This window comes from Flavobacterium rhamnosi (genome assembly GCF_048286515.1).
Taxonomy (GTDB): domain Bacteria; phylum Bacteroidota; class Bacteroidia; order Flavobacteriales; family Flavobacteriaceae; genus Flavobacterium.
Genome location: NZ_JBLVPS010000001.1, coordinates 59,658 through 80,027, shown reverse-complemented (window position 1 = coordinate 80,027; position 20,370 = coordinate 59,658). Strand labels below are relative to the sequence as shown.

The 20,370-nt window shown below is 33.3% G+C and carries 20 protein-coding genes; 13 read left to right on the top strand and 7 right to left on the bottom strand.

What is annotated here, in order from left to right:
- Positions 1 to 124: 124 nt before the first annotated feature.
- The 4 genes from ACNQGN_RS00355 to ychF form a co-directional block, all read right to left on the bottom strand.
- On the bottom strand, positions 125 to 1,987 hold the full coding sequence (locus ACNQGN_RS00355) for a DNA topoisomerase IV subunit B (protein WP_417985885.1): 1,863 nt from the start codon (positions 1,985 to 1,987) through the stop codon (positions 125 to 127).
- 163 nt (positions 1,988 to 2,150) lie between these two features.
- The gene (locus ACNQGN_RS00350; RefSeq protein ID WP_417985884.1) at positions 2,151 to 3,128 is read right to left on the bottom strand and encodes a transglutaminase domain-containing protein; all 978 of its coding nucleotides are present in this window, start codon (positions 3,126 to 3,128) and stop codon (positions 2,151 to 2,153) included.
- A 15-nt stretch (positions 3,129 to 3,143) separates the two neighbouring features.
- Positions 3,144 to 3,665: an NADPH-dependent FMN reductase gene (locus ACNQGN_RS00345; protein ID WP_417985883.1), complete on the bottom strand. Its 522-nt coding sequence runs from the start codon at positions 3,663 to 3,665 to the stop codon at positions 3,144 to 3,146.
- Between the two features lie 173 nt (positions 3,666 to 3,838).
- Positions 3,839 to 4,933, bottom strand: a complete 1,095-nt coding sequence (gene ychF, locus ACNQGN_RS00340; RefSeq protein WP_417985882.1) for a redox-regulated ATPase YchF — start codon at positions 4,931 to 4,933, stop codon at positions 3,839 to 3,841.
- A gap of 368 nt (positions 4,934 to 5,301) precedes the next feature.
- Between ychF and ACNQGN_RS00335 the strand changes: the two genes are divergently transcribed.
- The 3 genes from ACNQGN_RS00335 to ACNQGN_RS00325 all read left to right on the top strand — a co-directional run bounded on the left by ACNQGN_RS00335 (position 5,302) and on the right by ACNQGN_RS00325 (position 9,446).
- Positions 5,302 to 7,950, top strand: coding sequence for a TonB-dependent receptor (locus ACNQGN_RS00335; RefSeq protein ID WP_417985881.1), 2,649 nt, complete (start codon positions 5,302 to 5,304; stop codon positions 7,948 to 7,950).
- A gap of 93 nt (positions 7,951 to 8,043) precedes the next feature.
- Positions 8,044 to 8,799 (top strand): class I SAM-dependent DNA methyltransferase, encoded by a 756-nt coding sequence (locus tag ACNQGN_RS00330; protein WP_417985880.1) that lies wholly within the window; start codon positions 8,044 to 8,046, stop codon positions 8,797 to 8,799.
- Between the two features lie 110 nt (positions 8,800 to 8,909).
- Positions 8,910 to 9,446: a hypothetical protein gene (locus tag ACNQGN_RS00325; RefSeq protein ID WP_417985879.1), complete on the top strand. Its 537-nt coding sequence runs from the start codon at positions 8,910 to 8,912 to the stop codon at positions 9,444 to 9,446.
- A 70-nt stretch (positions 9,447 to 9,516) separates the two neighbouring features.
- Here ACNQGN_RS00325 and ACNQGN_RS00320 read toward each other — a convergent pair whose 3' ends face one another.
- Positions 9,517 to 9,867 (bottom strand): 4Fe-4S dicluster domain-containing protein, encoded by a 351-nt coding sequence (locus ACNQGN_RS00320; RefSeq protein WP_417985878.1) that lies wholly within the window; start codon positions 9,865 to 9,867, stop codon positions 9,517 to 9,519.
- A gap of 137 nt (positions 9,868 to 10,004) precedes the next feature.
- On the opposite strand from ACNQGN_RS00320, the gene ACNQGN_RS00315 reads away from it, so the two are divergent.
- The 5 genes from ACNQGN_RS00315 to ACNQGN_RS00295 all read left to right on the top strand — a co-directional run bounded on the left by ACNQGN_RS00315 (position 10,005) and on the right by ACNQGN_RS00295 (position 14,351).
- On the top strand, positions 10,005 to 11,063 hold the full coding sequence (locus ACNQGN_RS00315) for an acyl-CoA reductase (RefSeq protein ID WP_417985877.1): 1,059 nt from the start codon (positions 10,005 to 10,007) through the stop codon (positions 11,061 to 11,063).
- A 93-nt stretch (positions 11,064 to 11,156) separates the two neighbouring features.
- Positions 11,157 to 12,227 (top strand): 3-phosphoserine/phosphohydroxythreonine transaminase, encoded by a 1,071-nt coding sequence (serC, locus tag ACNQGN_RS00310; protein WP_417985876.1) that lies wholly within the window; start codon positions 11,157 to 11,159, stop codon positions 12,225 to 12,227.
- 196 nt (positions 12,228 to 12,423) lie between these two features.
- Positions 12,424 to 13,374 (top strand): D-2-hydroxyacid dehydrogenase, encoded by a 951-nt coding sequence (locus ACNQGN_RS00305; protein ID WP_417985875.1) that lies wholly within the window; start codon positions 12,424 to 12,426, stop codon positions 13,372 to 13,374.
- Between the two features lie 207 nt (positions 13,375 to 13,581).
- Positions 13,582 to 14,016 carry a DUF6146 family protein gene (locus ACNQGN_RS00300; protein ID WP_417985874.1) on the top strand — a complete coding sequence of 145 codons (435 nt, stop codon included), beginning with the start codon at positions 13,582 to 13,584 and terminating at the stop codon, positions 14,014 to 14,016.
- A 32-nt stretch (positions 14,017 to 14,048) separates the two neighbouring features.
- Positions 14,049 to 14,351 carry a DUF6787 family protein gene (locus ACNQGN_RS00295; protein ID WP_417985873.1) on the top strand — a complete coding sequence of 101 codons (303 nt, stop codon included), beginning with the start codon at positions 14,049 to 14,051 and terminating at the stop codon, positions 14,349 to 14,351.
- A gap of 7 nt (positions 14,352 to 14,358) precedes the next feature.
- On the opposite strand, the gene ACNQGN_RS00290 is transcribed toward ACNQGN_RS00295, so the two are convergent.
- Positions 14,359 to 14,655 (bottom strand): hypothetical protein, encoded by a 297-nt coding sequence (locus tag ACNQGN_RS00290; RefSeq protein WP_417985872.1) that lies wholly within the window; start codon positions 14,653 to 14,655, stop codon positions 14,359 to 14,361.
- Positions 14,656 to 14,704: 49 nt separating this feature from the next.
- The gene (gene msrA / locus ACNQGN_RS00285; protein WP_417985871.1) at positions 14,705 to 15,253 is read right to left on the bottom strand and encodes a peptide-methionine (S)-S-oxide reductase MsrA; all 549 of its coding nucleotides are present in this window, start codon (positions 15,251 to 15,253) and stop codon (positions 14,705 to 14,707) included.
- Positions 15,254 to 15,441: 188 nt separating this feature from the next.
- Between msrA and ACNQGN_RS00280 the strand changes: the two genes are divergently transcribed.
- The 5 genes from ACNQGN_RS00280 to ACNQGN_RS00260 all read left to right on the top strand — a co-directional run bounded on the left by ACNQGN_RS00280 (position 15,442) and on the right by ACNQGN_RS00260 (position 20,365).
- Positions 15,442 to 16,104: an ABC transporter ATP-binding protein gene (locus ACNQGN_RS00280; protein ID WP_417985870.1), complete on the top strand. Its 663-nt coding sequence runs from the start codon at positions 15,442 to 15,444 to the stop codon at positions 16,102 to 16,104.
- Positions 16,105 to 16,169: 65 nt separating this feature from the next.
- Positions 16,170 to 16,934, top strand: a complete 765-nt coding sequence (locus tag ACNQGN_RS00275) for a TIGR02757 family protein (protein WP_417985869.1) — start codon at positions 16,170 to 16,172, stop codon at positions 16,932 to 16,934.
- A gap of 499 nt (positions 16,935 to 17,433) precedes the next feature.
- Positions 17,434 to 17,802: a response regulator transcription factor gene (locus ACNQGN_RS00270; RefSeq protein WP_417985868.1), complete on the top strand. Its 369-nt coding sequence runs from the start codon at positions 17,434 to 17,436 to the stop codon at positions 17,800 to 17,802.
- Positions 17,803 to 17,834: 32 nt separating this feature from the next.
- Entirely contained in the window at positions 17,835 to 18,938 is a 1,104-nt protein-coding gene (locus ACNQGN_RS00265; RefSeq protein WP_417985867.1) for a HEAT repeat domain-containing protein, read from the top strand.
- 2 nt (positions 18,939 to 18,940) lie between these two features.
- On the top strand, positions 18,941 to 20,365 hold the full coding sequence (locus tag ACNQGN_RS00260) for a glycosyltransferase family 2 protein (RefSeq protein WP_417985866.1): 1,425 nt from the start codon (positions 18,941 to 18,943) through the stop codon (positions 20,363 to 20,365).
- Positions 20,366 to 20,370 lie beyond the last annotated feature (5 nt).

Genomic DNA, 20,370 nt, shown 5'->3' with positions numbered 1-20,370 from the left:
CTTTATGACTGTCTCACATTCTTTATGATCATTGCTCCTTATAATAAAAAAGGTAGCAGAAAAACTAATTACAAATAGTAAAGCAATAAAAATAAGTGTTCTTTTTGTAGGCATTTTGTACTATTTAAACTTTCTCGATCACATCTAATTCAACCTTCAAATTTTTGATGATAAATTCTTGTCTGTCCGGAGTATTTTTACCCATATAAAAAGACAATAATTGCTCAATCGAAGTGTTTTTATCCATCATAATAGGATCTAATCGAATGGTTTCTCCAATGAAATTTTTAAACTCATCGGGAGAAATTTCTCCCAATCCTTTGAATCGAGTAATTTCAGGTTTTGGTTTTAGTTTTTCGATAGCAGCTTTACGCTCTTCATCAGAATAGCAGTAAATCGTTTCTTTTTTATTTCGAACCCTGAATAGTGGTGTTTGCAAAATATACAAATGCCCTTCTTTTATCAATTCAGGAAAAAATTGCAAGAAAAAAGTAATCAACAGCAATCGAATGTGCATTCCGTCAACATCTGCATCAGTTGCAATTACGATGTTGTTGTAACGCAATTTTTCTAAACCATCTTCAATATCTAATGCAGCTTGTAGTAAATTGAATTCTTCATTTTCATAAACAATTTTCTTGCTCATTCCATACGAATTCAACGGCTTACCACGCAAACTAAAAACGGCTTGTGTATTTACATCGCGCGATTTGGTAATAGACCCGGAAGCAGAATCCCCCTCCGTAATAAAAAGTGTACTCTCCAAACTTTTAGGATTTTTAGTATCCGGAAGATGCGCACGACAATCCCTTAATTTCTTATTGTGCAGATTCGCTTTTTTGGCACGATCTGTCGCTAATTTTCTAATACCTGATAATTCTTTACGCTCTCTTTCTGCCTGAAGAATTTTTCGCAATAATGCTTCTGCTGTGCTGGGGTTCTTATGCAAATAATTATCTAACTTCGTTTTCACAAAATCATTTACAAAAGTACGCACTGATGGCATTCCTGGTTCAGAACCCATATCAGTTGAACCTAATTTAGTTTTAGTCTGCGACTCAAAAACCGGCTCCATTACTTTAATACTAACAGCTGTAACAATGGATTTCCGAACATCTGAAGCTTCGAAACTTTTATTGTAAAACTCTCGAACGGCTTTTACAATAGCTTCTCTATAGGCCGCTAAATGCGTACCTCCTTGTGTCGTATTTTGTCCATTCACAAAGGAATGGTATTCTTCGCTATATTGCGTTTTGCTATGTGTTAAGGCGATCTCGATATCTTCACCTTTCAAGTGAATAATTGGATATTCTAAATCATCGGCATGAATGGTTTCTTCTAATAAATCTTTCAGACCATTCTCTGAAAAATATTTTTCACCGTTAAATAAAATGGTTAAACCATTGTTTAAGTAACAATAATTTTTAAGCATTTTGATTACATACTCAAATCTGAATTTGTAATTTTTAAAAATCGCCTCATCCGGAGTAAAAGTTACTTTGGTTCCTTTTCGTTTGGTCGTTTCTATAATATCTTCTTCAAGAACAAGATTTCCAGCCGAGAATTCAGCTGCTTTCTGTTTCTCATCACGAACGGATTCTACACGAAAATAATTAGACAAAGCATTCACCGCTTTTGTACCTACTCCATTCAAACCAACAGATTTCTTAAATGCCAAAGAATCGTATTTCCCTCCCGTATTCATTTTAGAAACCACATCAATCACTTTTCCTAATGGAATTCCACGACCATAATCCCTAACCGTAACGGTCTTATCTTTGATAGTAACCTCTATTGTCTTACCTGCACCCATGACGAATTCATCGATACAGTTATCGAGTACTTCTTTTAGAAGAATATAAATACCATCATCCGGAGAGGAACCATCGCCAAGTTTCCCAATATACATTCCGGGACGCATGCGAATATGCTCTTTCCAGTCGAGCGACCGAATATTATCTTCGGTATATTGATTTTGTTCGGACATTTTAAAATTTGTGGATTTTGTGCTAATGTAGTGTAATTCGATAAAATTTAAAACAGGAAGCCATCAAAGTTATTAAGAATAATATTCACAACAAAATTCAGATTTCAGATCACAGACTCAGATTATAGATTTTGCTCTTCGATAATTTTTAAGTCAAAAAAAATCATTCTAAAAAGACTATTTTATAAACGGCAATTATCTTTCTATTTACAAAAAGTGTAAGATAACCATTCTTTTTTTTAGCTAATTGAATATTAAAATCTTTCAAATTATCTTCTTGCTCCAAATAATTCATTTTGTTATCATCGCTATACGAATATGCCACATCGTCGTAGGTATTTAGTCCTTTAATTGCAAAAGTAAAAACTCCATTTTTAACCGTAGTATACAATCCTGATTCAGGCTTAGTCATCTGATAATTATACTGAAAATAATAACCAAAAAACAATGGCAGCTGAGCAAAATCCTTTTTATTTTTGGCAGTCAAAAGCCAATTTTCATCTGACGGGTAATGATTCAAAAAGAACTGATCCGGATCCGTAAGAAAATAACTTTCATTAAAATAAAACTTAAACAAATTTGTAGAAGAAGAAATGAATCCGGCACCTAATGTTGCATCAATAAATTTCCAGTTATTATCGATTTTGACTACATTCCAAGCATGATTCAAGACTTCTGGCAACTCTCCTATTTGCGACGGATCAGATTTTAAATTCCCTATTATAATCTTCGCTTCCAATCCTAATTTTACGCATAAATATTCTACCAATGCAGCGTAAGAATGGCAAACTCCTATTTTGGAAATCATCGTATTGGTTACCAAATCCAATTTAAATTTCTTCTCCTTAATTTCCATTTCTTTTTGGGTTTTATAAGAGAATGCATTTATGGATTTGTAATCCATTGATTTCGCCAAATCAACATCGTAAGCAATAACAGTTGTAACCCACCGAAACACAGCTCTGGCTTTTTCATCCTGTTTAGAGAAATCCTTTTTAATTAACACCAATAACTGATCCGCATTGATTATGTTTTTGGGATAATTATCAACAATAGAATCAACTGAATTGTATTTTTGGGAATAACTCGCATTTAAAAATACGATACTTAAAATAAAAATTAATACATATTTTGATTGCATTTTAGCAAATATGAATTAAAAAGCTTTAACAATATCCCTCAACTGTTTATCCAACTCAGGGTTCGAAATTTTACCATTTACCACATCAAAATTAGCATCAAAACTGGGTAGAGAGAAAGTTGCTTTTATAACTGCTCCAAAACGAGGAAAAGCATTATTTGCAATTTCCAATACGGACGCTCCGCCTCTGCCTCCTGGCGAAGTTGCCATTAGCAACATTGGTTTATCTTGGAATATTTTTGCTGTAATTCTTGAACACCAATCGAAAACATTCTTAAAGGCCGCAGAATAATTGCTATTGTTTTCCGCTAATGAAACGACTAAAATATCAGCTGTGGCAATTTTAGCCAAAAATGCTTTTGCTAATTCATGCTGACCAATTTCTTTTTCTAAATCAACACTAAAAATCGGCATTTGGAAATCGTTTAAATCTAAAACCTCAACATCTGCATTTTCGAAAAGATGAGCAGCATAAGTTGCTAATTTTTTATTAATAGAGTTTTTACTGGGGCTTGCGCCAAAGGCAATTATTTTCATGATGATTTATTTTTACTAAAGTAATTAAAATTGCTACAGTTGCAAAATAATTAGCGACAGATTCACAGATTGCGGAACCAATCATAAATTCGTCGGCCTCACATTATAAATAAAAAACCTGCAAAATTACTCCTGCAGGTCACTTTATTTTAATTCAAATGATTTACTAATTTTTATACATTAAATCTAAAATGCATTACATCACCGTCTTTTACGATGTATTCTTTTCCTTCTACCTTGAATTTTCCTGCTTCTTTACATTTTGCCTCTGAGCCGTAAGTAACGAAATCTTCATAAGCAATAACTTCAGCACGAATAAAGCCTTTTTCAAAATCAGTATGAATAACTCCTGCTGCTTGTGGCGCCGTTGCTCCAATATTTATGGTCCAGGCACGAACTTCTTTAACTCCTGCGGTAAAATAGGTTTGTTGCTTCAATAATTTATAAGCTGCACGGATCAATACAGATGCACCTGGCTCTTGTAACCCCATGTCTTCTAAGAAAACCTGACGCTCTTCGTAGCTTTCCAATTCTGTGATATCAGCTTCAGCACCTACAGAAAGCACGATAACTTCAGCATCTTCATCTTTAACCAATTCACGAACTTGATCTACATATTTGTTTCCGTCAACCGCTGAATTTTCATCTACATTACAAACATACAATACTGGCTTTGCTGTAATTAACTGAAACCCTTCCATTAAAACTTCTTCGTCATAGTTTTGTGGAGTTATAGTTCTGACTGATTTAGCCTGAAGTAAAGTCTCTCTAATTCTGTTCAACAAACCCTCCTCAACAATTGCTTCCTTATTTCCCGTTTTTGCTGCACGCTTTACTTTTTCTAATCGTTTTTCAACATTTTCAAGATCTTTCAACTGCAACTCAATATCAATCGTTTCTTTATCCCGGATTGGATTTACATTCCCGTCAACGTGAACAATGTTATCGTTATCAAAACAACGTAAAACATGAATAATAGCATTACACTCTCTAATATTTCCAAGAAATTGATTTCCCAAACCTTCGCCTTTACTTGCTCCTTTAACTAATCCCGCAATATCAACGATGTCAACAGTTGCCATTTGCACGCGTTCTGGCTTCACCAACTCTTCCAGTTTTTCTATTCTGGAATCCGGTACATTTACAACACCTATATTTGGTTCGATTGTACAAAAAGGAAAGTTAGCACTTTGCGCTTTTGCATTTGATAAACAATTGAATAATGTTGATTTTCCAACATTCGGTAATCCTACAATTCCTGCTTTCATGTGTAGATAATATTTGATTTTAATGGAATATGGCAACGCCATTCTTCATGCTATTTTTGTTTACAGATAACAGTCTCCTGCTAAAAGTTTTAGAATTCACTTTAAAAGTCTGCAAATATAAGATTTAATAAATGTTTGATGGCATAATCAATCTATTTATGTATTTACATTGATTTTTTTACCTTTTTTTCAACCCAATTCTACTCTTTACAACGATTTTCTGCCACCATAATTAACCGTATTACCAATTTTACTAATAAACCACAAGCAAATGTTCGTAAAAAATAAAACTAAATATTAATATTTTGTTAAAAAAAAATTATATTGCGAAAGATTTCAAACCAAACAAAAACCAAAATCAACTATTTATGAAAAAGTTTACACTATTACTATTCTTGTTAAACGTCACGTTTCTTTTTGCGCAAAAAGAAATTTCTGGTACAGTAAAAGACAATGCCGGAGCAGGATTACCGGGCGTTAACATTATCGAAAAAGGGACAAACAACGGTACCTCAACCGATATTGACGGAGCATATAAGATAAAAGTTAAAGACGGAGCCACTTTAGTTTTTAGTTATGTAGGATTCAATAAAGTAGAAAAAGCAGCTACTAGTGCTACAATAGATATAATACTATCGGAAGAAGGCGGGCAAGCTTTGGATGAGATTGTAGTTACAGGGACAAGAACTGCTCCAAGAAGTAATACTACAACTGCACTGCCTATTGATGTATTATCAGCAAAAGACTTAACTTCAACTGGACAAGCTTCATTTGACAAAGCATTACAGTACAAAATCCCATCGTTTAATACGGTTCAAACACCCGTAAATGACGCAACTTCTTTACTTGATCCATACGAAATTAGAAATATGGGACCGAGCAGAACATTAATCTTAATAAACGGAAAACGAAAAAACTTAAGTTCTTTATTATACGTTCAGACATCACCAGGACGTGGAGAAACTGGTGCTGATATTTCTGCTATTCCTACTGACGCGATCGAAAGAGTAGAAATACTTCGTGATGGCGCATCAGCCCAATATGGATCTGATGCTATTGCAGGGGTTATGAATATTATATTAAAAAAGAATACAAGCGGTGGATCTGTAACTGTAAGAAGCGGAGTGACTTCTGAAGGTGATGGTGAAATGTTAGGAGTAAGTATGAACAACGGTTCTACTGTAGGAGAAAAAGGATTTGTAAATTATACGGTTGATTTTTCTAAAGTCAACTTATCTAACAGACCTGGAACAGTAGATGCTGCAGGTGAAGCAGGAGATTTCGGAGCTTCTCTTTCAGATGTTCAAGCCTTTCTTGCTAAAAAACCAGATGCTGGAAATATCAATGGATCTCCAGAAACCGCAGCTGCAAAATTCTTGGTAAATGGTGGATTTAGCTTATCTGATGAAACATTATTATATTACAATGCTGCTTATGTTTACAAAAAAGTAAATTCTTTTGCTAACTATAGAACTCCTTACTGGAGACCGCTATCTGATTACCCTTTCCTAAAAGACTTCTTTGGTGATGGAACACCCGCTTCTTATCAAGGTTACGTACCAACATTTACAGGAGACTTAAACGACTACAACGCTACTTTGGGTTATAAATCAACAAAAAATGACTGGAATACCGATGCTAGTATTACTGTTGGTGGAAATACACAAACCTATTCAGTTGACAACTCTTTCAACAGATCTGACATTCAAGATGCTGACGGAAACAATGTATACTTAGAAAACAGTCCAATCTCTTTTAAACCAGGAGGAACTTCTTTTAACCATGTTGTAGGGAATTTAGACATCTCTAAAGTATTATCTGATGAAATCAGCATTGGTTTTGGATCTGAGATCAGAACAGAAACTTTTGAAGTAATAGAAGGAGACAAAGCTTCATGGGACGGAATGGGTGCAGATTCATTCGCTGGTAACAGACCGGAAAATTCAGGAAAATGGAACCGCTACAACTTAGGTGCTTATTTTGACCTTGCTTATGATGTAACTGAAGACTTCTTAATAAACGGAACGGTTCGTTATGAAGATTATAGTGATTTTGGTGATGCAACAGTATGGAAATTAAGTTCCAGATATAAATTCTTAGACGACAAGATCACATTAAGAGGATCTATTTCAACTGGATTTAGAGCACCTACATTACACCAAATTTACACTCAAAAATCACAATACTCTTTTGTTCCAGGACAAGGAATACAAGTGAGCGGTATTATCAATAACGTTTCTCCACAAGCACGTCAATTAGGAATTGACCCATTAGATGCAGAAAAATCTACCAACATAACAGTAGGAGTAGGTGCCAGACCTTCCAAAAACTTTAACTTCACAGTAGATTACTATAACATTAAAGTAGAAGACAGAATCGTTCTAGGAGATAAAGTGGACACTCAATTTGGTACAGTTGCCTGGTTTGAGAATTCATTTGATTCCAGAACCTCTGGTTTAGATGTTGTTGCTAATTATAGCAACATCCAATTAGGGACAGGGAAATTAGGATTTAATTTATCCGGAAATATTACTTTTGAGAATGAAAGAATCTCTCCTGTAAAAAGTGATAATTTTGGACAGATACTTGAATCTTTAATGTTTACTTCAAGACCTGACACAAAATGGATTTTAGGAGCAAATTATGAAATCGGAAAATTTGGTTTCTCTCTTAACAATACCTACTTTGGAAAAACTACCTTTAATCAAGATGGTCTAAATGCAAATTTAAAAACGGAGTTTACGCCAAAAATTGTTACCGATTTAGGAGTTACTTTCTCTGCTACTGAAAAGTTAACTTTGGCATTGAATGTAAACAATTTATTAAATATATTGCCGGAATGGAAATTTGTAGCAGAAAATGCAGCTGGAACAGCTATTTTAAACGATCCTGCACAAGTAAAAACACAATCAAACTTGATTACTTTCAACCAACGATATTCACAAATGACGTATGATGGTTTTCACTTTAGCCAATTAGGAACAATGTTTAATTTATCTTTAAACTATAAATTCTAATTCGGATATTTAAAAATTTCAAAAGGGGCTATCGAAAGATAGTCCTTTTTTATTTCGCTTATTTTCATTAAATTTAGTTTTTAAACAAATAGCATGACACATCTTTATGACGGTAAAATGGCAGCAATTTTTGATGCAATGTACCAAACCTTCATTGATTATGATGAGGAATATCAGTTTTATAGCACGATAATACAAGAATTCCATTGTAAAACTATTCTGGAAATTGGAAGCGGCACAGGCAATCTTGCCAAGCGATTTCAGGAAAATCACCAAGACTATATTGGCTTGGATTATAGCCAGAGTATGATTGCCATTGCCCAGGAAAAGAATAAAAACTGCACTTTCATTCATGGTGATATGAGGGAATTTGAATTGGAAAAACCAGTGGATTCGATCATTATCACAGGGCGTTCTACAAGTTATTTGATATCAAACGATGATGTAAACAGCACTTTTGATTCTATATATAAAAACATAAATAAAGATGGAATTCTCATTTTTGACTTTATAGATGCCAACCGTTTTATTCCGTTTATTAAAGAAAATGAAGTTATACTGCACCAAGCCGAATATAAAGGAGTAAAATATTATAGAAACAGCAGCTGGAAAACAACTTTATCAGATAACTTTATGCTGGAATGGACTGCGCAATATTACACTATGAAAGACGGTGAAAAAGAAATAATTGCAGACGATTTTTCAACAGTTCGTGTATTCACCTTAAATGAAATCCAGTTATTTTTATATTTAAATGGTTTTGAGATCAGTAGAATAATTGACAGAAAAACCTATGCATACGATACCTATGTTATAGTAGCGAAAAAAACGGAAGCCCTTTCGAAATAAATCATAAATAGTTTTTAAGTAAATAATGTAATTTTTTACAATAATTATGCAACAAATTTACAATCAGATAATTGTAGTTTTGTTAAATACAAATTTTAAATAAAAACATCATGAAAACTATAATTTTAGGAATGTCCGCTTTTTTAGTATCATTAACTATGCAAGCGCAAAATGAAAACGTAAAATCAGAAGTTAAAACTACCATTACAACAATAAAAGATTCCGAAGGAGAACAAAAATTAGTCAAAACTCAGGAAGTAAAAGAAGTTCAAACTATTGAATTAAAAGATGCGGACTCTAATGTCCTGAATAAAGAAATAAAACAAACACCAGTTCAAGTTACAGCAACTACGGCAGTTACCACAAACGGAATTACTAAAGTAATTGATATAGACAGATCTGCTTATTACAACTTAAACGGCAAAAAATATCAGGTTTCATCTGACAATAGTGGCTACACCATGTATTTACCTGACGGTAAAAAAGCCGCTATTTTAAGAAAGACATCAAATAACAATTATATTTATAATGCAAAAAATAAGACTTCCTACGGTTATTTTGATGCTAATGGAAATCTAATTTTAGAATCTTACGACTACAAAACGGATAAAGTTACTGTTACAACTTACGTTATTGTTAAAGAATAAGAAGTAAAATAAGCAAAAAAAAAATCCTGAGTTTAAATACTCAGGATTTTTTTTTTACCTATTATAGAATCTATTCATTATGTAAAAATGCTTGCCTGTTTAGCAGCGTTTCTTCGCTTTCTACATGATTTTCGTCTGGAATACAACAGTCAACAGGACATACTGCTGCACATTGTGGCTCATCGTGAAAACCTTTACATTCGGTACATTTTCCTGGAACAATATAGTATACCTCGTCAGAAATTGGCGTTTGCGCTTCATCTGAATCTACTTCACTACCATCAGGCAAAATCACTTTCCCTTTTAATTTTGTACCATCTTTATATCTCCAGTCATCTGCTCCTTCGTATATTGCTGTATTTGGGCACTCTGGTTCACAAGCACCGCAATTGATACATTCATCTGTTATTATAATTGCCATCTTTATATTTTTATGAGTTAAAAGCTATGCCTTCTGAGATAAAAACATGGAACATTTTTTTCTCTTTTGACTTATAACTTATTATAGCTTATTTTTGCACAAAATTACAATCAAAACTATTCATATACAAGTTACTTATGTTACAAAACGAAAAAAAACGAAGTTTTATCGAATTAGGAAAGTTTTTAAGCCAATTTTCCGAAAATAATACTTCCAAGAAACAAACTGTTTTGCATAACGATTTATTTTTTGATGATTTTACAGCATTAATAAAATTATCTCAATCCCATAATGGATGGTATACGCCCGAACAAGTCTATTTTTCCATTCAGTCCTGGGCCGAAGCATTAACTGAAGAGAACTTAAATCAATGGCTTTCGGCTTATGATTTTCAAATAAACGAACCTAAGACCGTTGCATTAATTCTCGCTGGAAATATCCCATTAGTGGGTTTTCATGATTTCTTGTGTGTTTTAATCACAGGACATAATGTGTTGGTAAAAACATCATCAAATGACCAACATTTATTGCCCTTTTTAGCGAAATATATTAGTGCAATTGATTCTGAACTGGGTAATAAAATAACTTTCGTCGCGGGGAAACTAGAAAATTTTGATGCTGTTATAGCAACTGGAAGTACTAATACAGCCCGATATTTTGAATATTATTTCAAAGACAAACCTTCCATAATCAGAAAAAGCCGGAATTCAATCGCCGTTTTGAACGGAAAAGAAACTAAAGAGCAACTTACCGCTTTAGGGGAAGATATTTTTAGATATTTTGGATTGGGTTGTCGCAATGTTTCTAAAATATTTGTACCCGAAGGATATTCTTTCGACGCTTTTTTTGAAGCTATCTTTGAATATCAGGACGTTATTCATTATGAAAAATATGCCAATAATTATGATTACAACAAAGCCGTTTTCTTAATGAGTAATTTCAAATTATTGGACAATGGATTTTTGACAATAAAAGAAGATAAAAGTCATGCCTCACCTATTTCCAGCGTATTTTATGAATTTTATTCCAACATAAATAATTTACAGGAAAGACTACAATCTGAAAACGAGCAAATTCAGTGTATTGTTAGTAATAATCTTATCGAAAACAGCATTGATTTTGGACAAACCCAAAAACCGAAATTGTGGAATTACGCAGATAACCTCGATACAATTTCATTTTTGTTAACAATATAGTCTAAAATTGTTTAATTTTTTCGAATTATTTAACGCTTTTTAAACTCCTATTGCCGAAATTTGCACTTTAATTTTTTGGACTTAAACTACACCATGAAAAAACACAACTACAGCGCGGGACCTTGTATTTTACCACAAGAAGTTTTTGAAAAATCAGCACAAGCTATTTTAAATTTTAACAATTCTGGGTTATCTATTTTAGAAATTTCGCACAGGAGTAAAGACTTCGTTGCCGTTATGGATGAAGCAAGAGCTCTTGTAATTGAACTTTTAGGCCTTGAGGGAAAAGGATATCAAGCATTATTTCTTGCTGGCGGAGCTAGTTTAGAATTCATTATGGCTCCTTACAACTTGATGAAAGAAGGTGGAAAAGCAGCTTATCTTGATTCTGGAACTTGGGCTTCATCAGCTATAAAAGAAGCAAAACTTTTTGGAGAAACTGTTGTTGTCGCTTCTTCAAAAGAAGAAAATTACAATTATATTCCAAAAGGATATACTGTACCTTCAGATGCTGATTATTTCCATTGTACGAGTAACAACACAATTTTTGGTACACAAATGAAGGAATTCCCAGCAGTGGATGTTCCTATGGTTTGTGATATGAGTTCGGATATATTTTCACGAGAATTGGATTTTTCTAAATTTGATTTGATTTACGCTGGCGCACAAAAAAATATGGGTCCGGCAGGAACCACTTTGGTTGTTGTAAAAGAAGCTATTTTAGGTAAAAATGGCAGAATAATACCAAGCATGTTGGATTACACTAAACACATCAAAGCAGAAAGTATGTATAATACTCCACCTGTTTTCCCAGTGTACGCATCACTATTGACTTTACAATGGTTGAAAAACCTTGGAGGTGTTGCTGCAATTGAAAAACTAAACAATGCTAAAGCAGCATTACTTTATGGAGAAATTGACAGAAACCCATTATTCAAAGGAGCTGCAGCGGTTGAAGATCGTTCAAACATGAATGCAACTTTCTTATTGAATGATACTGCTCATGCAGAAACTTTTGATGCCATGTGGAAAGCTGCAGGAATATCTGGATTACCAGGGCATCGTTCAGTAGGTGGCTATAGAGCTTCTATGTACAATGCTTTGCCATTAGAAAGCGTTCAGGTATTAGTTGATGTAATGAAAGAATTGGAAAAAAGCGTTTAGCAATCAGTCACTGTTTTCAGTTAAAAAAAAAAAAAAAAACAAGGTTTACTGGAAATTCCAACCTCAATAGTAGTACAATCCTCTTTTGTTTTTCCTTAAAAAAAAGACTGTAGTGGATGGCAGGAGTTCTAGAAAAATAAAATAATAAATTAAATATGAGGATGAAATTGCTTCATTTCTCGCAATGATATAAAAAATGAAAGTATTAGCCAATGACGGAATTTCTAAAAGTGGAATTCTTGCTTTAGAAAAAGGTGGATTTGAAGTTATAACTACAAAAGTAGCACAGGAACAAGTAGCTAATTTTGTTAATGAAAACAATGTAAGCGTAGTTTTAGTGCGTAGTGCAACGAAAGTACGTAAAGATATTATTGACGCTTGCCCAGGATTGAAAATTATTGGTCGTGGTGGTGTAGGAATGGACAATATCGATGTGGACTATGCAAAAAGCAAAGGGGTTCACGTAATAAACACTCCAGCTTCTTCATCAGAATCAGTGGCAGAATTGGTTTTTGCTCATTTATTTTCTGGCGTTCGTTTCTTACATGATTCCAACAGAAATATGCCTCTTGAAGGAGATACAAACTTTGAAGGTTTGAAAAAAGCGTATGCAAATGGTGTTGAATTAAGAGGAAAAACTCTTGGAGTAGTTGGAATTGGCCGTATTGGTCAAGCTACTGCTAAAATGGCATTAGGATTAGGCATGAAAGTGATTGCTGCTGATATGTTTATCCCACAAGTTGATGTTACAGTTGAATTTTTTGATGGTCAGTCTATAACAACAAATATCGTTTCCCAATCATTGGAATCTTTATTCAAAGAAGCTGATTTCATAACTTTACACGTTCCTGCTCAAGACGGTTACATCATTGGAGAGAAAGAATTGGCAATCATGAAAGATGGTGTAGGTATTGTAAACTGTGCTCGTGGTGGTGTTATTGATGAAGTTGCATTAGTAAAAGCATTAGACAGCGGAAAAGTATTGTTCGCTGGATTAGATGTCTTTGAAAATGAACCAACTCCTGCAATGGCTCTCTTAATGCATCACAAAATCTCAATGACTCCTCATATTGGAGCTGCAACTGGAGAAGCGCAAGATAGAATTGGTACAGAATTAGCACAACAAATTATTAGTCTTTTGGCTTAATATTTTTGTATTAAATAGTAAAAAGGGATTTATTAACATTGTTTAATAAATCCCTTTTTTTATTTGCTTTGGTTTTCCACCAAAATCATATTTAGTCCAAAAACAGTACACTATAAAACATAACTTATTGAAAATCATTTATTTTTCATACTAAATACAATACAGAAGTTTTTTATTTTTTGTAACTTTATATTTCATTTTTTAATCATGAAAAATAGTTTTTACATAATCGTCTTGTTTTTTTGCTTTCTCGTTGGTTGCAGCTCTTCTAAACCTATAATCCCAGTTAAAGGCGAATCAACTTTTACTCAAAACGATACGGTCAGAATTGCCAATGATGCACTGGAATATGAAGTCATAATAATCGACCCTGGCTTTAGCACTTGGCTTAATTCCAGAGCTTTACCACGAAGCTATCATTCTCAAACCTACTTAGAGGCCAAAAACCAACTGTATGTCAGTGAATGGAATTCTCGTGTTTCACAGCCTCAAAGATATAACCCCAATCTTTATGAAATGACCATTAATTATGATCCCAACATTGACTATGGTTATGAAGTCAATTATTTAATCTACAATTACATGATCTATTTTCAAAACACCTACAAACAAAAACTATTTGGTCATGTTCCCATACGATAATGTTACTATATTTGTAATCATTATAAATAAAAATGAAGAAATTAAAACAACGCTGGGGAATTGAAACTAATTTACAACTCACAATTATTTTTATTGTTTTTGCAATTACAGGTTCTGCTTCTGCTTGGTTATCAAAACCATTTTGTTTTTGGCTAGGAATTACCAAATCAGATTTGGGTTATTGGTTCACTCCTGTTAGACTACTATTAATTTTTCCAATATATCAAGTGCTTCTAGTGGTCATTGGGTTTCTATTCGGACAATTTAAATTCTTTTGGGCATTCGAGAAAAAAATGCTACAACGCATGGGTTTGGGTTTTTTGTTCAAGGAATAAGGAACGCCTACTCGCCCTTTTTGTTTTTAATCCAGTACGTATAAATCCATGTCAGGGTAAATGTGGGAATAACGTCCGAAAACGGTAAAATTTCTTCTAGAAAAGTAAGCACTCCTCCTACCTTCCCTACGGTTCCTTTATACATTACTGTCATTAAATAACCTGCAATTGGTGCCCAAACAACATCCGAGAACTCTCCAATGAACGGAACCGTAAACGATAACATTCCTATTGCATCAAACAATATACTCAGAAAAAAATTTCTGTTTTTATTATCTGTTTTACCAACTTGTATTTCTTCCATCATTATCTATTAGAATTATTCATTATATAATCTGCAAATCTAATGCCAATTAATTTTTGAGCTTATCTTTGAATATCTTCTTTAATTTTTCGACTTTTGGCGTAATAACATAGCTGCAATATCCCTGTAATTTGTTTTGATTATAATAATTTTGGTGGTAATCTTCTGCTTCATAAAAAATAGCAGCAGCTGAAATCTGGGTAACAATTGGTTCCTCAAAGGTATTTTCTCTGGTCATCAGAGCAATATACGCTTCCGCTACATCTTTTTGGTTTTCATTGTTATAAAATATTTCACTTCGGTATTGTGTGCCAATATCATTTCCCTGACGGTTCAAAGTAGTAGGATCATGTGTTGCAAAAAATATTTCCAACAGTTCTCCGTAACTTATTTTATTGGGATCAAATGCAATTTGAATCGCCTCTGCATGCCCTGTATCACCATTACAAATATCCTTATAGGTTGGATTAATTGTTTCCCCGCCTATATATCCCGAAACCACACGTTGCAATCCATTTAACTCTAAAAAAACCGCTTCAGTACACCAAAAACAACCGCCGGCAAAAGTGGCAACTTCCATTCCTTTTTCAATTTCCATTTACAAGATTATTGTGTTTACAAAAAAATATGGAACAATGAAGACCAATATTCAAAATCAAATTTAATCTAATAAATGGAAGCAATTATTCCATATTAACTAAAGTTTATAATTTGTCAAAGCAAAATAAATTGTGAACCATTTAATAATCATTTAAATCTTTGTTTCTTTGTAAAAATAGTTTCAAAATGATACAAGCCAAAAATCTACATAAGTATTACGATCAGCTACATGTGTTGAAAGGAGTCGATCTACATATACAAAAGGGGGAAATTGTCTCTATTGTTGGTGCGTCGGGAGCCGGAAAAACAACACTTTTGCAAATCCTTGGAACTTTAGATAAACCTACAGTCGAAAACGGAATTGAATTGCGCATCAATGATGAAGATATTCTTACGATGAATGACAAAACCCTGTCTAAATTCAGGAATTTAAACTTAGGTTTTATATTCCAATTTCATCAATTATTACCTGAATTTACGGCATTGGAAAACGTTTGCATTCCCGCTTATATTGCTAATAAATCCAAAATAGAAACGGAAATAGAAGCCGAAAAACTGCTGACTTATCTTGGTCTTTCCCACCGTATGAATCACAAACCAAATGAACTTTCTGGTGGAGAACAGCAACGTGTGGCGGTAGCAAGAGCTTTAATTAACAAACCCGCAATCATTTTTGCTGATGAGCCTTCGGGAAATCTTGATACAGCATCGGCTGAAAACTTGCATCAGTTGTTTTTTAAACTGCGTGATGAATTGGGACAAACCTTTGTCATTGTAACGCACAATGAAGAACTAGCGAATATGGCTGATAGAAAATTAGTAATGATTGATGGATTGATAAGTAATTAAAAAGGTTCAGGTTTAAAGTTCATTTCAAAACCATGCCCCTCTTTAACAGCAAACTTTAAACAAAAATGAATGATTCCGAACTAAAAGGCTTCCTGGACGAGAAAGTTATACAATACAACACAATCGAATTTATAGAAAGCGATCCTGTCCAGATTCCACATTTATTTTCACAAAAAGAAGACATTGAAATCGCGGGTTTTCTAAGTGCTACAATTTCTTGGGGAAATCGAAAAATGATTATCAAAAATTCCCATAAAATGTTGAATTTAATGGGGAACGCCCCTTATGACTTTGTTATGTCACATACCGAAAATGATTTGGATCGATTAGAGTCTTTTGTTCATAGAACTTTTAACGGACAGGATTTTGCCTGTTTTATCACAAGCCTAAAAAATATTTATCAAAACCATACTGGGTTAGAATCCGTATATGCTAAAAACCAAGAATTAGCATCTATGCAAAAAAGCATTTCGGAATTCAAAAAGACATTCTTTGAAATTCCACATCAATACAGAACCCAAAAGCACATATCAGATCCTTTGAATAATTCAGCCGCGAAGCGAATCAACATGTTTCTCCGGTGGATGGTACGCCAGGACAATAAAGGAGTTGATTTAGGAATATGGAAAAGTATATCACCTGCTTCTTTATCGTGTCCGTTAGATGTACATTCTGGCAATATCGCACGCAAATTAGGAATACTGACACGAAAACAAAATGATGGAAAAGCAGTAGCTGAATTGGATTTAAAACTCCGTGAATTCGACTCCAATGACCCGGTAAAATATGATTTTGCTTTATTTGGATTAGGTGTTTTTGAGGGTTTTTAAAGCATCTATTTAGTACCGTAACCGACTAAAAAAGAGCCATTCATTTAACTTTTTCTTTGTAGTAAAATTTAATTAAAATTGACTATTTTTGCCGTACATTATATGCAAATACCACAATATTATAACTTACCGTAGAATGAATTTAAACGTGCCCCATTTAATTCATTTTATTTTACTCTTTTTGATTCTTACTCTGATTTTAATTATTTCGGTAATTACAAATCAATCGAGATATGAATCTTACAAGTCTGGAATAAAATTATCAAAAACGAATGTGTTTTTAACATTCCTTTTCCCCTCCTCTGTAGACCAAGAAGGTATCAATTCTGATAGCAATCAATTCAAGAAAGATTTTTTTTTGAAAAAACAATGGCATTTATTAAACTTCAGCGACAAAGAAGTTTTGTAAATGAAATAACCCATTTTTATTGATGAGTTTCAATTCCTGCAACAAACATGTTAAATCTTAACTATTAACCCCACTAAAACAATTAGAACGATGAATGCTGCTAAAAAAATTGTTTTGGCTGAAGACAATTCTATTCTTTTATTACTACTGAAGTACCAATTGGAAAAAGAAGGATACAAACTATTAATCGCTGTGAACGGAAAGGAAGCAGTCGACTTAATAGAAGAACACAATCCCGATTTAATTCTGACCGACATTATGATGCCTTTTATTAGCGGATTAGAGGTAATCAGTCATGTAAGAAACAATTTAAATATGAAAACTCCAATAATCGTTTTTTCTTCAGCTGGTCAAGAGGAAATGGTTCTTAAAGCTTTTGACATAGGAGCTACTGATTTCATGAGTAAACCATTAAGTCCTAACGAACTGGTAATTAGAATAAAAAAACTATTACGTTAATATTTTAAATATAAGTACCTAAGGTATATAAGATGAACGAAAATCATTATTTGATTGAATACTTTAAACAATCCCCCTCTATAATCCAACTGGCATGGATTCTAAGTGGTGTGTTTTTTGTAGCTATCGTTCCATTGATATTTTACCTGAAATATTTAAGGGGCCATTTGCGAGAAAATGAAAAAATAGTTGCGAAATATCAGAATGAATACGAACAATATCTTGTAACTTATTTATACGCTGGAAATGAAGAAGAGGAAATCAGCTCAGACCAACAAGTAATCATTACCAAATTAAAAAAATGCATAACGGAAACATTCAAAAGAAAGATAGTGATTTCAACATTGTTGAAGTTAAAAAATGAAATATCTGGAGAAGTGGCTGAATCCATTCAAAAACTCTATTTTCAAACCGGACTTATAGATTATACTTTACCTAAACTGAGAAGTAAAAAATGGTATAGTATTGCAAAAGGAATCCGAGAACTTCGACAATTTCAGGTAAAGGAAGCGCATGATGAAGTTATTATTTATATAAACCATCCAAAAAGAGAGGTTCGTAAAGAAATGCAATTGTATATGGTCAATTTATTTTATTTCGAAGGACTCGATTTTTTGAATGTTTTAGAAACCCCCTTATCAGAGTGGGATCAGATTCAATTATTAGAAGTCCTTCAAAGATTTGATAATCAAAAAATCCCTGATATTAAACCATGGTTGAAATCATCAAATGATTCCGTAGTTGTATTCGCCTTAAAACTTGCTAAAATTTACAATCAATTTGAGGCAAAAGAGGAGCTTATTACGATGTTAGAACATCCAAATAAAGATATAAGAATAGAAGTCATTTACGTGTTAAGCCATTTAATTGTCCTGGAAGCCAAAGAAGTTTTAAAAAACAATTTTGATGAACGAAGTCAAGAAGAACAAATTGCTATTTTTAAAATGATAGAAAATTTATATCAGAATAGTGATGAACCTTTCCTGCTGGAATATATTCATCATGAAAATTTTGAAATTAAGTTATCCGCATTAAAAATTTTGAAAGTTATCAATAGTGATTCGTTCAAAAGTATGAAGACAGCATCATTGGAACCTGATTTTTTGAGGATTGTTAATTTTATAGAAAACAATTAATTATGAGTACGGAACAAATTTTAATACTTATAGTTCACTATTTATTTTTCATCTATAGCATTTCAGCCATTGGATCTTATATTGTATTAGCTTTTATTTCTGCAATCGAAACAAAAGAATATATGAGAAAAAATAGCTTTGTAAATTACAAAGAAATATTAGCCTCGACTATTTCTCCTTCTATTTCAATTATAGCCCCTGCATACAATGAAAGCTTAAATATTGTTGAAAATGTGAGATCCTTACTATCCAGCTATTATGTGAATTACGATGTGATTATAGTAAATGACGGAAGCTCAGATGATAGTTTGGACAAACTCATTAAAGCCTATAATTTAATTCAGGTAGATTACCTCATCAACGAGCAAATTCAGACAAAACCGCTGAGGAATGGAATTTATAAATCTACCAATCCTGCATTTGAAAAATTGATTGTAATTGATAAAGAAAATGGAGGAAAAGCGGATGCTCTGAATATGGGACTTAACATAAGTAATAACCAATATGTTGCGTGCATCGATGTAGACTGTTTATTACTGGAAGAATCTCTTCAGAAAATGATAAAACCATTTTTAGAAACAACGGATGCCAAAGTTATAGCTGCTGGAGGAGTAATCCGAATTTCGAATTCATGTCTTGTTAAAGACGGTAAATTACACGATGTAAACTTCCCCGGAAAACTGCTTGAAAAAGGACAAATTCTAGAATACTTACGCGCCTTTTTATTAGGAAGAATGGCTTGGAGCAGACTTAATGGTTTATTAGTGATTTCAGGTGCTTTTGGTTTATTTGATAAAAAAATAGCCATTAAAGTGGGAGGTTATGACACAAAAACTGTCGGAGAGGACATGGAAATTGTTGTGCGAATGAGAGGCTATATGGAGGAACAAAAAGAGAAATACAAGGTGGCTTATATTCCTGACCCACTTTGTTGGACTGAAGCTCCTGATAATTACAAAACATTTATTTCCCAAAGAAACAGATGGACTCGTGGTACTATTGAAACGTTGAGGAGACATCGAAAAATTGGGTTTAATCCAAAATACAATTCCTTGGGGCTTCTAAGTTATCCCTATTGGTTTTTCTTCGAAAGAATGGCGCCAGTAGTAGAAGTTGCCGGCTTACTATATTTTGGAATTCTAATAGCACTAAATCATGTGAGGTGGGACTATTCAATAGCCTTTATTCTTTTGGCCTATTTATTTACAGTCTTGTTTTCAATAGTTGCCATAATCACAGAAGAACTTACATATCATCAATATAAAAAGAAGGGAACCGGTTTCCACCTTCTAAAAATTGCTTTTTTAGAACCTTTTGTTAATCATCCTTTCATTTTGTATGCCGCAATTAGAGGGAATTTTGATTACTATTTTAACAAAAAAAAGAAATGGGGAGCTATGACACGAAAAGGAATGGCAAAAGCCTAAAAGCA

What these genes read in the sequence shown, in the direction of transcription:
- ACNQGN_RS00355 (WP_417985885.1), bottom strand. Translation starts at nt 1,987, where the DNA reads ATGTCCGAACAAAATCAATATACCGAAGATAATATTCGGTCGCTCGAC.
- ACNQGN_RS00350 (WP_417985884.1), bottom strand. Translation starts at nt 3,128, where the DNA reads ATGCAATCAAAATATGTATTAATTTTTATTTTAAGTATCGTATTTTTA.
- ACNQGN_RS00345 (WP_417985883.1), bottom strand. Translation starts at nt 3,665, where the DNA reads ATGAAAATAATTGCCTTTGGCGCAAGCCCCAGTAAAAACTCTATTAAT.
- ychF (WP_417985882.1), bottom strand. Translation starts at nt 4,933, where the DNA reads ATGAAAGCAGGAATTGTAGGATTACCGAATGTTGGAAAATCAACATTA.
- ACNQGN_RS00335 (WP_417985881.1), top strand. Translation starts at nt 5,302, where the DNA reads ATGAAAAAGTTTACACTATTACTATTCTTGTTAAACGTCACGTTTCTT.
- ACNQGN_RS00330 (WP_417985880.1), top strand. Translation starts at nt 8,044, where the DNA reads ATGACACATCTTTATGACGGTAAAATGGCAGCAATTTTTGATGCAATG.
- ACNQGN_RS00325 (WP_417985879.1), top strand. Translation starts at nt 8,910, where the DNA reads ATGAAAACTATAATTTTAGGAATGTCCGCTTTTTTAGTATCATTAACT.
- ACNQGN_RS00320 (WP_417985878.1), bottom strand. Translation starts at nt 9,867, where the DNA reads ATGGCAATTATAATAACAGATGAATGTATCAATTGCGGTGCTTGTGAA.
- ACNQGN_RS00315 (WP_417985877.1), top strand. Translation starts at nt 10,005, where the DNA reads ATGTTACAAAACGAAAAAAAACGAAGTTTTATCGAATTAGGAAAGTTT.
- serC (WP_417985876.1), top strand. Translation starts at nt 11,157, where the DNA reads ATGAAAAAACACAACTACAGCGCGGGACCTTGTATTTTACCACAAGAA.
- ACNQGN_RS00305 (WP_417985875.1), top strand. Translation starts at nt 12,424, where the DNA reads ATGAAAGTATTAGCCAATGACGGAATTTCTAAAAGTGGAATTCTTGCT.
- ACNQGN_RS00300 (WP_417985874.1), top strand. Translation starts at nt 13,582, where the DNA reads ATGAAAAATAGTTTTTACATAATCGTCTTGTTTTTTTGCTTTCTCGTT.
- ACNQGN_RS00295 (WP_417985873.1), top strand. Translation starts at nt 14,049, where the DNA reads ATGAAGAAATTAAAACAACGCTGGGGAATTGAAACTAATTTACAACTC.
- ACNQGN_RS00290 (WP_417985872.1), bottom strand. Translation starts at nt 14,655, where the DNA reads ATGGAAGAAATACAAGTTGGTAAAACAGATAATAAAAACAGAAATTTT.
- msrA (WP_417985871.1), bottom strand. Translation starts at nt 15,253, where the DNA reads ATGGAAATTGAAAAAGGAATGGAAGTTGCCACTTTTGCCGGCGGTTGT.
- ACNQGN_RS00280 (WP_417985870.1), top strand. Translation starts at nt 15,442, where the DNA reads ATGATACAAGCCAAAAATCTACATAAGTATTACGATCAGCTACATGTG.
- ACNQGN_RS00275 (WP_417985869.1), top strand. Translation starts at nt 16,170, where the DNA reads ATGAATGATTCCGAACTAAAAGGCTTCCTGGACGAGAAAGTTATACAA.
- ACNQGN_RS00270 (WP_417985868.1), top strand. Translation starts at nt 17,434, where the DNA reads ATGAATGCTGCTAAAAAAATTGTTTTGGCTGAAGACAATTCTATTCTT.
- ACNQGN_RS00265 (WP_417985867.1), top strand. Translation starts at nt 17,835, where the DNA reads ATGAACGAAAATCATTATTTGATTGAATACTTTAAACAATCCCCCTCT.
- ACNQGN_RS00260 (WP_417985866.1), top strand. Translation starts at nt 18,941, where the DNA reads ATGAGTACGGAACAAATTTTAATACTTATAGTTCACTATTTATTTTTC.